The organism is Paenibacillus melissococcoides, assembly GCA_944800085.1.
GTDB classification, from domain to species: Bacteria; Bacillota; Bacilli; order Paenibacillales; family Paenibacillaceae; genus Paenibacillus_B; species Paenibacillus_B melissococcoides.
On the sequence record CALYLO010000001.1, the window covers coordinates 1496599 to 1511061 of the forward strand.

Annotated in this window: 14 protein-coding genes; 8 read left to right on the forward strand and 6 right to left on the reverse strand. The window is 51.4% G+C overall.

Going from position 1 to position 14463, the window contains the following annotated elements:
• Positions 1-6: 6 nt before the first annotated feature.
• The gene (locus tag OCY70_RS06995) at positions 7-576 is read right to left on the reverse strand and encodes a TetR family transcriptional regulator (RefSeq protein WP_213426928.1); all 570 of its coding nucleotides are present in this window, start codon (positions 574-576) and stop codon (positions 7-9) included.
• 176 nt (positions 577-752) lie between these two features.
• A complete protein-coding gene (locus OCY70_RS07000; protein WP_213426927.1) occupies positions 753-1913 on the reverse strand; it encodes a hypothetical protein in 1161 nt (386 codons plus the stop codon).
• Between the two features lie 217 nt (positions 1914-2130).
• On the opposite strand from OCY70_RS07000, the gene OCY70_RS07005 reads away from it, so the two are divergent.
• The 4 genes from OCY70_RS07005 to OCY70_RS07020 all read left to right on the forward strand — a co-directional run bounded on the left by OCY70_RS07005 (position 2131) and on the right by OCY70_RS07020 (position 4791).
• Positions 2131-2979 carry a VanW family protein gene (locus OCY70_RS07005; protein WP_249724657.1) on the forward strand — a complete coding sequence of 283 codons (849 nt, stop codon included), beginning with the start codon at positions 2131-2133 and terminating at the stop codon, positions 2977-2979.
• 271 nt (positions 2980-3250) lie between these two features.
• Positions 3251-3508, forward strand: a complete 258-nt coding sequence (locus tag OCY70_RS07010) for a hypothetical protein (protein WP_213426926.1) — start codon at positions 3251-3253, stop codon at positions 3506-3508.
• A 123-nt stretch (positions 3509-3631) separates the two neighbouring features.
• A complete protein-coding gene (locus OCY70_RS07015; protein WP_261944684.1) occupies positions 3632-4549 on the forward strand; it encodes a TetR/AcrR family transcriptional regulator in 918 nt (305 codons plus the stop codon).
• 74 nt (positions 4550-4623) lie between these two features.
• Positions 4624-4791, forward strand: a complete 168-nt coding sequence (locus OCY70_RS07020) for a hypothetical protein (protein ID WP_213426924.1) — start codon at positions 4624-4626, stop codon at positions 4789-4791.
• A gap of 36 nt (positions 4792-4827) precedes the next feature.
• On the opposite strand, the gene OCY70_RS07025 is transcribed toward OCY70_RS07020, so the two are convergent.
• Genes OCY70_RS07025 through OCY70_RS07035 form a run of 3 tightly spaced genes read right to left on the reverse strand, consistent with a single transcriptional unit; the run spans position 4828 to position 7688 of the window.
• On the reverse strand, positions 4828-5916 hold the full coding sequence (locus OCY70_RS07025; protein WP_261944683.1) for an ABC transporter permease: 1089 nt from the start codon (positions 5914-5916) through the stop codon (positions 4828-4830).
• A gap of 2 nt (positions 5917-5918) precedes the next feature.
• Entirely contained in the window at positions 5919-6740 is an 822-nt protein-coding gene (locus OCY70_RS07030) for an ABC transporter permease (RefSeq protein ID WP_213426922.1), read from the reverse strand.
• Positions 6741-6755: 15 nt separating this feature from the next.
• Complete coding sequence (locus OCY70_RS07035; protein ID WP_261944682.1) at positions 6756-7688, reverse strand: ABC transporter ATP-binding protein; 933 nt, start codon at positions 7686-7688, stop codon at positions 6756-6758.
• Positions 7689-7886: 198 nt separating this feature from the next.
• Here OCY70_RS07035 and OCY70_RS07040 point away from each other — a divergent pair, with 198 nt between their 5' ends.
• Together OCY70_RS07040 and OCY70_RS07045 are read left to right on the forward strand one after the other, a co-directional pair.
• A complete protein-coding gene (locus OCY70_RS07040) occupies positions 7887-9104 on the forward strand; it encodes a sensor histidine kinase (protein WP_213426920.1) in 1218 nt (405 codons plus the stop codon).
• Positions 9100-9762, forward strand: coding sequence for a response regulator transcription factor (locus OCY70_RS07045; protein ID WP_213426964.1), 663 nt, complete (start codon positions 9100-9102; stop codon positions 9760-9762). Before OCY70_RS07040 ends, OCY70_RS07045 begins: the two co-directional genes overlap by 5 nt.
• A 92-nt stretch (positions 9763-9854) precedes the next feature.
• Here OCY70_RS07045 and OCY70_RS07050 read toward each other — a convergent pair whose 3' ends face one another.
• On the reverse strand, positions 9855-11312 hold the full coding sequence (locus tag OCY70_RS07050; RefSeq protein WP_213426963.1) for a DHA2 family efflux MFS transporter permease subunit: 1458 nt from the start codon (positions 11310-11312) through the stop codon (positions 9855-9857).
• A gap of 352 nt (positions 11313-11664) precedes the next feature.
• On the opposite strand from OCY70_RS07050, the gene OCY70_RS07055 reads away from it, so the two are divergent.
• The gene (locus OCY70_RS07055) at positions 11665-12864 is read left to right on the forward strand and encodes an NAD(P)/FAD-dependent oxidoreductase (protein WP_213426919.1); all 1200 of its coding nucleotides are present in this window, start codon (positions 11665-11667) and stop codon (positions 12862-12864) included.
• Between the two features lie 77 nt (positions 12865-12941).
• Positions 12942-14387 (forward strand): MBL fold metallo-hydrolase, encoded by a 1446-nt coding sequence (locus OCY70_RS07060; RefSeq protein ID WP_213426918.1) that lies wholly within the window; start codon positions 12942-12944, stop codon positions 14385-14387.
• Positions 14388-14463: the final 76 nt, after the last annotated feature.

A 14463-nucleotide genomic window follows, 5' to 3' on the forward strand; every position in this document is an offset into this window, starting at 1 on the left:
CATACTTTACGGACGCAAAGCATGCTCTAAAAAGGTCAGTAATTCAGCCTTTTGAGTGATTTCATTTTGTTGATCGTACACATCATATAAAAATACTTGCTCCGCGGCCGATTCGATCAGGCCAAGCACCAATTTGGCCGTACGGGCGGGATCCAGGTTTTCACGAACGAGGCGGCGTTGTTTGTTCGTCTCGAACAGAGAAGCGACCAAATCGTAAAGCGGAGTATAAATATTTTCCCATTTGCTCATATTTTCGGTTGTGGAAAGGCCTGCATAGACAAGAACGGACACATCACGAAATTCACCCGTAACCTGAAAAATGGCATCCACCAATTGACGCAGTTGTTCGGTCAACGGGTCGTCAAGTGAAACGGTGGCTTCAATTTTCTTGATAAATTGCAGAACAATTTGCTCCGCAATCACAGGCATAACCGATAATTTAGAGGGAAAATACAGATAAAACGTTCCCTGAGCAATCTCTGCCTTTTTTACGATGTCTGCGATTTTTGCTTTTTCAATCCCTTTCTCTTTAAAAACTTCGATGGACGCTTGTACGATCTTTTCTCTTTTGTCCATATGCGGTACCTCCCGGCAAAAATGACTGAACGTCATTCATTGTAACAGAAGATATTACATTCGTCAATCCATCCGCGGAAATTCAGGATTCCAAGACAATCCCTTACTATTGAGAATTAAAGCATATGACGGTGATTTGATCAATTCAATCGGTTAGAAAAAATCGTCATGAAGCGTTAACGGCGCGGACTCATGTTGCTCTTTACGCTGCTTATTTTCCAAGGTGAATGCAAAGAATCCCGCGCAAATTCAAATCGGAAGACTGCGCTCTTTTCGGCCTGATTTTTGCGCCGCCACGACACGCTGTGAGTCACTTCCGCCATCAGGCTGTCAACAGTGTCAAGTTCGGTATTCCGCGTTTTATCGTTACGCTTGTTTTTGGTCGTTAGACGAAACGTGGTTCCACTCTCCATCTCTTGAAAAAGGTAGTCTGCCGCTTCGGGTTCGAGCCCCTTCGAGACGCTTTTCAGGAGATCATGATCCTGAACGGACAATGCCCCGATGAAAATTTCCGCAAGCATGGCGGGCGACGCCGTATGGAGAAAGGTCTCGCGCTGTCCGGAAGCCGTATAGACCATCAACTGATGAAATATATCCGGGTTGGCGGAGCGGTGTGTGCTGCTGTCTAAGAAATGAACGCAGAAGTGGCCTGCAAATCCATTGCCCGGGATACCATCTCCTCCATGCGGCATTCCATTCATGGAAGCGGCAATTTTATGTTTATCCGTAACCACTAAAATCGCTTTTCGTTTCCAGCTCCATTGGTTGTCATAAATTTGCTTCATAATCTTCGTGTCCTCTTTGGTCAGCGGCTGCACGTCGGCATGTCTGCTTCCCGCTCGCCGTTGGACGCGGAACGAGAGCCCTTTTTCCAAATCGATGATGGAAAATGTGCTTTTCCGCGGGATTAATTGCTTCGCTTCACTCCAAGGGATGGTCGCTCCATAGTGGCGCTCCTTTAATTCTGCGCCATATTTTTGCATTCGCCGCGCTGCTTTTGGAGACAGGATAAGCCGTTTTGATTCCGTTTCGCTCCAAAGCACGCCAGGCTTTTCCATGCGGAAAGCTCTGGCCTGACCGTTTCGCGATATCAATACATAAATATCGGTAAGCGCATCCGGGCGTGAAGCCTCTTCCTCTCTGCTCGCCTCCAGCAGTTGGGCAGCCTCTTTAGGATTCAGAACCGTCATCTGTTCAAATGTGGCAGAAGGAGTGGTTCGCACACTGATGACAACCGTGGATTGCGGCTTGCGAGCTGCATAGACGGCCGGATTGTGAACGGGAAAGAAAGAAATAATCAGCAAGAATAGGACGATGCGAGTCATCAATGGATTCATGGTCGGGCCTCCATATCAATTCAGTCTGCCGAAGCGATAGTTGTGAATAGTGTTGTCATTTTTTATCAAATTATGTGTCTATAATCGGCCGCCGTTCAGGGAAATGTATGGAGGTATATTTCGTGAATTGGGGTGTCCCGATTTGAGTTGGAATACATATGTGCAAATTCTACTCCTGCTGCACCAGGCCCTCAATCCCGGCAGTGTGCAGATCGGCATGCAAGGGCGCAGCGTGGCGACCGTGAATCGCGCCGATTATATGGCGCCAGTCTTTCCGCTATTGGCTGATGATAAAATAGACCGGCTCCTCGACGATCTCGATAAGAAAATGTATCACGCCCCCCGGAATGCCCGGATTGGGGATCACGAGGAGATCATTCCGGAACAGAACGGTTACAAGCTGGATCGCGATCGTTTTCGAGAGCAATTCTATTCCTTCCTCTATGGCAGCGGTTCCTTGTCCATCGAAGCGCCGCGCTTGAAGATCCATGCCAAGGTCGATAGCGAGCTGTTGGCCCATATTCGCGACAAAAGAATCGGACATTACGTCACCTTTTATAACTCGAGGAACAAAAATCGTTCGCATAATGTTGCCCTGGCCGCGCAAGCCATTAATAACACCGTCGTGTTTCCGGGCGAGCATTTCTCGTTCAACCGGGTTGTCGGTATGCGAACCACGGCGAAAGGGTACAGGCAGGCTCCGATTATCGTTCGCGGGGAGTTCTCGGAAGGGATCGGCGGAGGGATCTGTCAGGTATCCTCGACACTGTTTAATGCCGTGGACCGGGCAGGGCTTGTCATCAAGCAGCGTTACTCCCACAGCCGGAATGTGCCCTATGTACCGCCCGGACGCGATGCGACGGTGAGCTGGGGCGGTCCGGATTTCGCTTTTCAAAACCTGTACAATCAACCGGTTCTTATCCGCGCTCATGCCGGCGGGGGCCAAATGACCGTGGCGGTCTATTCTTCCGAATTGATTAATCATAAACCACGGGAGGTCCCGGGAACGACCCGGCGCCTGCCGGAGGAGATCATCTTTGATTTAGAAGCGAAAGCAAAGGAATAAAGGAAGAGGCGCATGCCCGGCTGGAGGCATGCTTTTCCGCGTATTAACCGGGTCTGAACTAGCTGCAAGCTCGTCAGCCGCTTCGACCCAATCGATGGACCTTGGATAGATTTTACAGCATGGCGATCATATAATAGATTCAGGGAACAAGATGACAAGACTTGGATGTAAGAAGGGACGAAATGACCCTGGAAGCTGAAATTCTTACGATGGGAGACGTTAGAAGATCACACCGTAAAAAAGATCGTGGAAGCAGGTAAATCTGATTTTTGTGAATGTCGGCGAAAATAAAAACGAGGATTGCGGCTATGCTCTTCAAAACGCATGGAAGAATGGCAATAAGAATGATTTTATTGTCAGCTTCATAGCAGAAATCATGATATGGGTCCTTGCTGGAGTAACCTTAGTGGGACAATATATTTATAAGAATGAAAGAAGAGAAAGAAGACATCAAAAATTGTTGGAAAGTCTAAACCAACGGACAATTCAAATAGGAGATAAGAGTGTTAAAATCAGGATTCTAAAATGATACAGAAAATTATGATATGCACAGTAAATATATTGTAAGGGACAATGGAAATATTGTGATTTTGCAGAAAAATAGTCGTATACTCATAAGGGGACAAGTACAGATTAAGAAACGTTCGTTCGCTTGTTCGTTGTCAAAGGGGGGATCAGAATGAGCATGTTAAAGGAAAAAATTGTACAATCCGCGATCAGGCTTTTCACAGAAAAAGGGTACCAAGCGACGTCCATTCAAGATATCGCCGATGATTGCAGCATTGCCAAAGGCTCCTTATATAAGCATTTTGCCTCAAAAGAAGATTTGTATATCCATATCCTTGAGCTGCGGCAGCAAAACATGATGGATGCTGTAGAAAAAATTAAACAAAAAGGGTTGTCAAAAAGAGAAACATTCCTTGAGGAGATTGCTTGTCAGTTCGAGTTTTTCATAGAGCATGGATATTATATATCACGCGATCATAACGAGCTTCCTCCGGCAAATAACGATAAAATAGGAGCCGTAATTAAGCAGCTCCGGATCAATATGTTTCGTTATTACCAGGATATCTTGGTCCGTCAGTACGGAGCGATTGTGGAGGGCTGGAAATGGGACATCACGGCTCTGTTTAACGGGATGATAAGGGAATATACCTTTCATTTGCTGTTCGGGCACAAGCCGCTGGCCCAGAAAGATTTGGCCTTGTTTATAGCCGGCCGCATGGATGATCTCATCATTGGCTTTGAGCGGCATTCGCCAGCCCCCCTTCTTACGGATGAGCTCATGAAGGAATATGCGGATGCACAATTTGAACCGGAGAACGGCATCCAGGAGACTCGAAGATCTGCCTTGTTCCATACGATATTATCGATCATACCCGATATGTCTGTTCCGAACGCAAGAAAAAAAGATTTATCCGAGGTTGCGGCAATGCTTCGGGATGAGTTGGAAAAAGATCAGCCGAGGGGATTTTTAGTACAGGCGCTGCTTCGTGATCTGGCAGCGGAAAGAGAGCTCGGCTTTTATGTTAACCAGCTCCAGCCGCTGATGCCCAATACAAGCGGATAGTGAAGGACTTGTATGAGCTCTCGTCCCATTCCCGTGTCGGACCGGTGGTCCGACATCCGGGAGTTGACGCTTCAATGGGTAAGCTTCGAAATGCCATTGATGATCAGATATATCCCAATCACCCGAAGGGGGATTCGGGGTCCAGTGCCATCCTTCCGAAAGATGGCTTTGGCCATAAGGCCGATATTAATATTGATGAAAAGTCCGGCGAGCAGCTCCACGATACCGATGATAAAAATTGAATTCATAATGCGCACTCCTTGTCGTCGTTATCAATTTCATTCGTACGTTCTTCGTCTTTGTATTCGAAAGCTTATCAGAACAAAAGAGAGCGATAGGCCGAAGAAGCCGAGGCCGCTCAGTAATCCACTCGAAGTTAGCGCAGACGTAGCACCATTCAACCCTTCCCATGCCCAGGTTCCTGGAACGGCTCTGGAGATGAAGCGGAACCACTCGGGAAGAGCCGGATTCTGAACAGGGAAAAACGCTCCTCCGAGAATGCCTGTGAACACCATGATGACCGAGCCGCAGATCGTAAAGCTTTGGTGGCTTCTAACCCACGGCACAAGCAGGGTCACCACTCCGGTTACGGCGAGCAAGTAAGAAGCCCAGATCAGCATGTTGACGCCCATGCCGCCGGTTATGTTGATGTTAAGGATCCATTTTCCTGCACATAGTACGAGGCCAATGGTAAGGAGTCCGAACAGATAAGCAGCAATCACTTTGGATAGCAGGTATTTGACAAAGCGAACCGGCGTACTGAGCAATCTGTAGAGCATCCGGTTCTCTTGTTCGTCAATGAATGTCCGGAATCCCTGAATCACCGCGAACCATACAAACATAAGCATAAATCCGGTAAGCCTCTGGCTGATGGCTTCGGTATGGTCTGCTTCATGGCCAGTTGCGGCTGCGCTACTTTTCGTGTCCGGGCTGGGGAGAGAGGCCTCTTTGCCGGATAAGAGCAGGGCTAGCTCTTCCGTGACCGCAGCCTCCAGTCCGTTATCCCCGGTCTCCCGTTCCTGAATCATCTTGATATGCAGAGGACGATGCTCCGTCAGCATGTAATCACCGAAGCCAGGCTCAATGACGAGGCCGGAAGAGATGTCATGCCGCATAACTTTTTCCCGTATATCGGTTTCCTTAGCCAGTGTAATGTCCATATTCTGATGAGCCCGCATGCCGTCGATAAGCCGCGCCGAGTATGGACTCTGATCTCCATCCGCGATATACAGCTCTGCCCGATTGTCAGCTTGAGCAACACTGAAGAAATAGGCAAGCAGGACCGGGGAAGCTAATATCGCCAGTAAGGCCATCCTGTTCCGCAGCATCAGCTGCAGTTGCTTGACGACCATGGTTATTAGTTGCATTCTTATTTCCCCTTCCTGCCTGCCAATAGGATAGCTGCGATGAAAAATACCGCTGCTGCACCAGCAAGCATCAAAATATCAGACGAAATCCTGGTCAGGCTCCCGCCCTGAAAAATATGCAGGTAGGCGTTGATGGCCATTCCATTTGGCGTTACGGCCTGAACTGCCTTCAATATGGGCGGAAAATGATTTTTTTCGAAAAAACTGCCTCCCAAGAAACCGAGGCCATATAATACGGGTGCGGCAAAGCTGGATATCGAGGCTTGATTGTTCGCCAGTAATCCGCAGCACAGAACGAGAGAGCCGAGAGCCAGCCCGTATATGCAAGTGACAAGCAGTATGCCCGGGCTGTCGACCCAATTCACATGGAAAATCAGTCGACTGCCAACCATCACAACGGTCATCTGGACTGCAATGGCGAGAGTGATGCCAAGAAGCTTCCCCATGCAGTATTGCACCATCAAGGTGGGAGTGGAGCGAATTCTGGCCATCGTATGGTTCAGCTTGTCATTCACTAAGCTGTGAGCGAGTTCGAAGGCGGTCAGGAAGGAGAATAAGACCGTCATGGCCGCCACCTCATACTGCATCGCGCTTACCGGCCGTGTTCCGCTCGCAATCACTTCCTTCGGAATGCGCAGGTCTGTGTTCTGAACATGCACTGTCTCGCTTGATGGGACTGCGGAAGAGAAGGAGGCGGACTGATCGAACAGCGACCCCAGCATAAAGATGAGAACGAGCGGGAGCAAAATGAGCTTCAAATAAAACACCTTCGACTTGGCCAACAGCTTCGTATCCAGCATCACAAAACGGATCAATCGGTACAAATCGTAACCCCTCCTTCAATCTCTCAATGATTTTCCGGTAACCTGAAGGAAAATTTGCTCCAAATTGACTTCTTCATATTGGAAGGAGGCCAATTGAGCGCCCAAGCTTCGCAGGCCATCCAATATATCAATCACATTGCCTTCCTGCGGATTCACCAGAATCGACAGCTGCTGATTTTCCATCGTTATTTTCTTAACTCCGGGGATATGCTTTGACTTGCCGACCGCCTCGCTGTCCAAGGAATGGAAGGTGAACGTCAGCGTGTCCAGAGCTCCCGTACTTTGCTTCAACTCATCCTTGGTGCCATAGGTCAGGAGCCTTCCATGATCCATAATGGCGACCCGATCGCAGAGAAACTCAACCTCCTCCATGTAATGACTTGTATAGATCACGGTCATTCCGGTTTCCCGGTTCAGATGTTTTACCGTTTCTAAAATATGGTTTCTCGACTGCGGATCGATGCCAACGGTAGGCTCGTCCAAAATCAGCAGCTTCGGATTGTTCATTAGGGCAACGCCGATATTTACTCTTCGTTTCATCCCGCCGGAAAACTCGATTACATCCTGATGTCTGTGGTCGGATAGACCGATCAGCTCGAGAACCTCATTCACCCTTGCTTGCAATGGGCGCCCGCTCAAGCCATACAGGCATCCGAAGAACTCCAGATTATCCTTTGCGCTTAAAGGCTCATACAAAGCAATATCTTGGGGCACGACGCCCATTATTTTTTTGATTTCCCGCGAATGATCTTTTAGCGAGTTATGATCAATCAGGATATCTCCGCCGCTTGGCGCCAGTACCGTGGAAATCATGGAGACCGTAGTGGATTTGCCGGCGCCGTTCGGCCCCAGAAGTCCTACGATTTCACCTTGCTTTACATACAGGGACAGATTGTCGACAACGGTTTGCTTGCCGTATTTTTTCGTCAGATCGATTAGCTCAAGCATCAATTCATACCTCCTGCTGCCATTTGGTTTGGCTTACAGAATATATTGTAGAATGATGGCGAACTGTGCCCAATTCACGAAAGTACTCAATTGACGCATAACTTTTCCTATTTTTTCGATGACTTTCGTTATCTATGAAACCTAAAAAAGCCATGATATCATTAAGTGATATGATTGAAAGAATAGGAGAAGGAACAGATGACATCGTTGTTTGCCTCGCCGAAGAAGAGAGTTTTTATTCTCCTGATGTTCAAAGGTCTCGTGCTTCTGTCTGTAATGAATCAGGCAGTCAGTATGACAGAAACGGATAGCGCCACGGGAATCATATGGTGGGGAGCTGTTGCGCTGCTTGCCGTCAATGACTATGTACGGGGACGCTGCTGGTTGTTATCCCAGGATCATCCGCGGCACTTCTATATTTCGGTAACGATCAGCATCGCAATGCTCGGCTGGCTGAACTTGGTGACCCCAGATTCCGGTATATTGGCATATATTCAGCTGATACTGATTGAGCTGCTGATTTTCAGCGCCCGCGTGTCCTATATACTGGCAGGTCTTAATCTGATGAGCTATGTGCTGCCAAGTCTGCTCCAGCATCCTTCGGCAAATGATCTTCGCAGTCAAGTTATAAACTATGCAGGATTTCTTATCGTGGGATTGCTGTTTAGAACCATCATTAATGAGAAAGTCAAAACGGTGAAACTGTATAAGGAACTGCAAGAAGCCAATGCCACGCTGCAGATCTATTCGTCTGCCGTGGAAGAGCTGGCCATTGCCAAGGAGCGGACAAGAATTGCCCAGGAATTGCATGACTCCATCGGACACGCTCTCGTTGCCTTAAGCATGAACCTGGAATATGCTCACCAAGCAATCGACTCCAAGCAGGACAAGACGAAGGAGGTCCTTGCCACAGCCCTTTCCCTTTCAAGGGACGGCATGGCCCAGTTGAGAAAAGCGGTTCATACATTGAATCAAACGTTTACTGCGGAACATCTCCGCCGCGCTTTGACTGCGTTGTTTTCCAATTTTGAACAAACCCAACTGCTGACTTTCCGCTTGGAAATGGATGAAGAGATAGAAGCGGAGAATCCCCATGTTAAGGATTGCCTGTTCAAAACGGTTAGGGAGGCCATCACGAACGGAATTCGGCATGGGGGGGCGACCTCGTTCACGATTTGCATCAGTCACCATGAGTCGGGAAGTCACATGCAGATTCACAACAACGGTCTGGAAAGCGGGCCGTTGGCCAAGTCTAACGGTCTATTGGGGATGGAACGACGAATTGCAGCTCTCGGAGGACAACTGGAGTTCAGTTCCGATAAGGGATTTACCATTGATGTCCGGCTCCCTCCACAGCCTGAGCAGGCTCGGGGAAGCAGGGCAGCATGCATAAACGAAGGGGGACACTATGATTAAGGTAATGATTGCAGACGACCAGGAGATTGTCCGGGAAGGGCTTAAAATGATATTAAGCCTATATGAGAAGGAGGAGGTCTCGGTCATCGGAGAAGCGCCAAACGGAAGGGTGCTGTTGGAACAGCTTGAAGAGATGAATCCTGATGTCATTCTGATGGATATCAGGATGCCGGAGATGGACGGGATTACGGCTGCCCAATTGGTGAAGGAGCGGCACCCGCAGACCAAGATTATCATTCTGACCACCTTCGATGAAGATGAATATATTATCCAAGGATTGAAGAACGGGGTGGAAGGGTATATATTGAAAGATTCCAGTTCTGGGGATCTTTTAAACGCCATTAAAACGGTATATGCCGGCAGCGTGCTTCTCAATCCGAAGGTGACCGAGCGCATGGTAGAGGCCATATCCTCCTCTGGTCTGGACAACTCCATATCGTCTCGCCACGAGGAACAGGATAAGCTGGGGCTGCTTACTCCGAGGGAGATGGAAGTCGCCCGGCATATCCTGTCCGGCAGCAGCAATAAAGAGATCGCTCAAGCTTTGTTCGTCACCGAGGGAACGGTCAAAAATTATGTTTCCCGAATTCTGGATAAGCTCGAATGCAGGAACCGGACGGAGCTCGGTCTATATTTGAGCAGGCTGGGCCGCTTTTAACCCGCGTTTTGGATGAAAAAACAAACTTCATCATTTTTTCCCATCCTTTCGACGTCATTATACTCGGAGTTTGTGGAACCATGATTTTCAGTTTAGCCTTCCTTGGCTTCGGCCTCTTGTTGTTTTGGTTTTCTGAGAAAAAGGCTTGAAATCAAACCTGCCCCTGCTATACACGTTGCCAGAAAAAACGTCTCCCCGAAAGAGGCCGCGCTTGCTTCCGGCATCGTCATTCCTGCGGTGGTTCGGGCCATATTCACCGTCATGCGCGAAGCGAAATATCCGGTAAATCCGGCAATGGCGAACGAAGAGATGACTTGCTGAGAAGCGCTGGTAAGCGGTGTAACTCTGCCGACAAGGTGTCGGGGCGTTGCATTCAATACATGGGTGTTCAAAGCCATCATGGATAGTCCCATGCCAGAACCCAGTAAAAACAGCGCGCTCAAAATGATCGCTAACGAGGTGTCCATCGTAAGGCATGACATGGTGAACAGCGCGCCCGTGATCAGCGTCATGCCAACCAGGAGAGGGGGACGTGCTCCAACCCTGTCAAAAATTTTGCCCGCAATGGGCATACAGATCATGGAGCCCAGTGCCTGCGGCAGCATGATTAGCCCCGTCTCCAGCGGCGTATATTCTTTCATTTGCTGAAGCAGAAGCGGAAATAACAGAACCGTCCCAAATAAGGCGGTCTGCATAATCCATGAGATGACAATGCCGCGGGTGAAGTCCGAAGACCTGAAAACGCGCAGTTCCAGCAAGGGTTGCTGATGACGCAAGCAGGAGATCACAAAAAGAATCAGAGAAAGTCCCCCAATAACCAGACCGGTTAACGTTCTCGCAGAGGTCCAGCTCACCCCGCCCTCGCTAACCCCAAACGTAATCATAGAAAAAGCAAGCGGTCCAAGGATCATTCCCTTCATGTCCAGAGAAGGGGCCTGCATGCTTGGGAAGGAAGGCAGCCATTTCCGCCCAATCACAATCCCAGCTATTCCAATTGGAAGATTAATAAGAAAAATCCACTGCCAGGTTACATACTCAACCAGCCACCCGGACAATACCGGGCCCAGGGCCGGAGCAAGCAGCATCGGAATCCCGAGCATACCTATGACAGAACCTCGTTGGCGGGGTGGAGCAAGCCGGTATACCATGGCCATGCCGATAGGCGAGACCATTCCGCCTCCTATCCCCTGAAGCACTCGAAATAGGATTAATTGCTCAGTTGTCTGCGCGCAAGCGCAGAGGATAGATCCGACCGTGAATAACCCTATGGAAGCCAGAAACACCCGCTTGGCTTGAAATTGATCCGACATCCACCCGGCAAGCGGGATAACCGCAGACAATGCAAGCGTATAGGCCGTCACCGACCATTGAATCGTTTGAAGAGAAGCATCAAAGTATTCTACTAGTGTTGGAATGGCAACATTGACGACGGTGCTGTCTAGTATAACCATAAAAGTTCCGATGATGACGGCAAGAAGAGGCGCGAATAACTGTTTGAGTGAGACTTCACCGCCCTGCGGAGATTGATGTGCTGCAGAATGGTTGTGCATAACATAAGACCTGCTTTCTAAGAAATGTGGAATATTGAAGTAACTGATAAGCTGCAGGAACAAGGGGAGACTTCTTTCTCCAGCATAGAAAACAAATAGTTTTCCATAAAACTTAACAGTCACTTTCTGCAGTATAAATAATAGCGAGGAGAATCTCTGATGTCAACGATTACTCATTTTTTTGCCTCGGCATCAAAAAGAAAAGTAAATCATACAACCCGAAGTCCAGGCATATAATTTGACGATTGGTTCATTAAGGGTAGCTGTCAAACATTGGGATACAACTGCAGGCAAGGCCTCACAGGTTAAATGGAGAAGCTAGCAGCATTTGGGAACAGGGGGAGGGTAAGTGATGCCACAGCAATTTCACTATGCCGTCGCCATTGTCGGGGCAGGCAGCGCCGGGTTGTCGGTTGCGGCCCGTTTGCTGCGCGCGTCGGCCGCGCTGCACGGCTCCGTCGTGATCGTTGATCCCCAGGCCAAGCATTACTATCAACCCTTGTGGACGCTCGTCGGCGGCGGAGTCATGCGCAAGGAGGTAACGGAGCGCGATCAGCAATCGCTTATCCCGAAGGGAGCCGATTGGCTGCAGGAGGCGGTCGCGCATTTCCGCCCGGACGTGAACCGCATCGTGACAAGCGCCGGCACTGTCATCGGATACGATGTGCTCGTCGTCGCGGCCGGCATCCAGGTGGATTGGGACCGGATCAAGGGGCTGAAGGAATGCATCGGGCGCGAAGGCGTGTGCAGCAACTATGATTACCGCTATGTGGACAGCACTTGGCGGTCGATCCGGGAGTTCCGCGGCGGAACCGCGATTTTCACGCAGCCGAATACGCCTATCAAGTGCGGGGGAGCGCCTCAGAAAATCATGTATTTGGCCGATGACGCCTTCCGGCGCGCGGGTGTGAGGGAGAAGACCGATATTATCTTTGCTTGCGGCAATGCGTCGATCTTCGCCGTCCCGAAGTATGCCGCGGCGCTCGGCAAGGTGGTGGAGCGCAAAGGCATCACGGCCAAATACAAGCGCAATCTGGTGGAGATTGACTCCGCCAAGCGGGAAGCGGTCTTCGAGCATGTGGACACGAAGGAGCGGGAGACGCTCCGGTACGATATGATTCATGTCGTGCCGCCGATGTCAGCTCCGTCCTTTATCCGTGACAGTCCGCTTGCCGGGCCTGGCGGGTGGGCCGAGGTCGACAAGCATACGATGCAGCATGTCCGGTTCGCGAACGTGTTCGCTTTGGGCGATTGCAGCAATCTGCCGACCTCGAAGACAGGCGCGGCCATTCGCAAGCAGGCCCCGGCGGCGGCACGCAATGTGTTGAACGTGCTGGCGGGGAAGCCTCTGGATGCAAGCTATGACGGGTATACCTCCTGCCCGCTCGTAACGGGCTACAACCGGCTCATTCTGGCGGAGTTCGATTATGATTTGACGCCGCGGGAGACGTTCCCGTTCGACCAGTCGAAAGAGCGGTACAGCATGTATGTGCTGAAGAAGGATCTGCTGCCGAAGCTGTATTGGCATGGCATGCTGAAGGGTCGGATGTAGGCGCGCGCCCATAAACGTCAACAGAACAGATACAAAACGATAGTTCACTGTCTCGGAGAAAGGGGAGAGCGGCATCCATGCTGCTGCGCTATTTTTATGATGAGAAGCTGGCTCACGCTTCGTATCTTGTAGGCTGCCAAGCGACGGGAGAAGCGATCGTGATCGACCCCGCCCGCGATGTTGTTCCATACTTCAAGACGGCTCAGGCCGAAGGCTTGAAGGTCGTGGCCGCGGCGGAGACGCACATCCACGCCGACTTCGTATCGGGCGCCCGCGAGCTCGGGGAGGAGCATGGGGCGACGCTATACGTATCGGGCGAAGGCGGGCCGGACTGGTCTTACGCTTATGTGAACGGCGGGGAGGGCCGGGCAGCGATCAAGCACCGTCTGGTCCGGGACGGGGATCGGTTCCAGGTGGGCCGGCTCGAGTTCGAGGTGCTGCATACGCCGGGCCATACGCCCGAGAGCGTGTCGTTCCTGCTGACGGACCGAGGCGGGGGCGCCGATAGCCCGATGGGCATCTTTACGGGCGATTTCGTCTTCGTCGGCGATGTCGGGCGGCCGGATCTGCTGGAGAAGGCGGTGGGCCTGGCAGGCACCGCCGCGGAGGGAGCGCGGCAGATGTACCGCTCCCTGCAGCGCTTCAAGCAGCTGCCCGACTATTTGCAGGTTTGGCCGGCCCATGGAGCGGGCAGCGCCTGCGGCAAGGCGCTCGGCGCGATCCCGTCCTCGACGGTCGGTTACGAGAAGCGCTTCAATTGGGCGTTATCGATGGAAGACGAGCCGGCCTTCACCGCCGCATTATTGGCGGGACAGCCCGAGCCTCCAACCTATTTCCCCCGCATGAAGCGGGTGAACCGCGATGGTCCGGCGCTGCTGGCCCGGCTTCCCGCGCCGGAGTGGATTGAGGGGACACTCACGGCGGTCTCCGCTCTCGCGGAGGAAGGCGCGGTTGTGATTGATACGCGGCCTAGTAGGGAATTTGCGCGCGGGCATGTGAAGGGAACGCTCAACCTTCCGTACAACCGTTCCTTCACGGGATGGGCCGGATGGCTCGTCGATGACGAACGGCCGCTGTACGTGATGGGGGAAGCGGACCGGCTGCCTGAGATTGTTCGCGACATGCGGTCCATCGGCATCGACCGGATCGCGGGCACGATCGAGGCTTCCGCGCTGTGGAGCGGCATCGATGCGGCGGCGTCAGGCCTGGGATCCTATCGCGAAGTGGCCCCGGCGGACATCGCCGATCAGGTTCTCGCCGGGGAGCTAGCGGTGGTAGACGTGCGCTCCGGGGCGGAGTGGGAGGAAGGACGCATTCCGGGCGCAAGTCATATTCTGCTCGGAACCCTTCCGGGGCGCATTCGCGAGGTGCCTGCCGGCAAGCCGGTGCTTGTCCAATGCCGGACGGGGGCGCGTTCGGCGATTGCGGCCAGCATTCTGCAGGCGCATGGCTGCATGAATGTCATGAATCTGCAGGGGGGCATCGTCCGATGGCGTGAGGAAGGATGGCCTATCCTGAAGTAAAGGCTGGCTCTTGTGAGCGGCTCGATCCATCAGGCTGGAATGGCCTATGGAGAGCCGCTCTTTTTTGCGTCTTGTT

What these genes read in the sequence shown, in the direction of transcription:
- OCY70_RS07000 (WP_213426927.1), bottom strand. Translation starts at nt 1,913, where the DNA reads ATGAATCCATTGATGACTCGCATCGTCCTATTCTTGCTGATTATTTCT.
- OCY70_RS07060 (WP_213426918.1), top strand. Translation starts at nt 12,942, where the DNA reads ATGCTGCTGCGCTATTTTTATGATGAGAAGCTGGCTCACGCTTCGTAT.
- OCY70_RS07040 (WP_213426920.1), top strand. Translation starts at nt 7,887, where the DNA reads ATGACATCGTTGTTTGCCTCGCCGAAGAAGAGAGTTTTTATTCTCCTG.
- OCY70_RS07025 (WP_261944683.1), bottom strand. Translation starts at nt 5,916, where the DNA reads ATGCAACTAATAACCATGGTCGTCAAGCAACTGCAGCTGATGCTGCGG.
- OCY70_RS07055 (WP_213426919.1), top strand. Translation starts at nt 11,665, where the DNA reads ATGCCACAGCAATTTCACTATGCCGTCGCCATTGTCGGGGCAGGCAGC.
- OCY70_RS07005 (WP_249724657.1), top strand. Translation starts at nt 2,131, where the DNA reads ATGCAAGGGCGCAGCGTGGCGACCGTGAATCGCGCCGATTATATGGCG.
- OCY70_RS07020 (WP_213426924.1), top strand. Translation starts at nt 4,624, where the DNA reads ATGGGTAAGCTTCGAAATGCCATTGATGATCAGATATATCCCAATCAC.
- OCY70_RS07050 (WP_213426963.1), bottom strand. Translation starts at nt 11,312, where the DNA reads ATGCACAACCATTCTGCAGCACATCAATCTCCGCAGGGCGGTGAAGTC.
- OCY70_RS07035 (WP_261944682.1), bottom strand. Translation starts at nt 7,688, where the DNA reads ATGCTTGAGCTAATCGATCTGACGAAAAAATACGGCAAGCAAACCGTT.
- OCY70_RS06995 (WP_213426928.1), bottom strand. Translation starts at nt 576, where the DNA reads ATGGACAAAAGAGAAAAGATCGTACAAGCGTCCATCGAAGTTTTTAAA.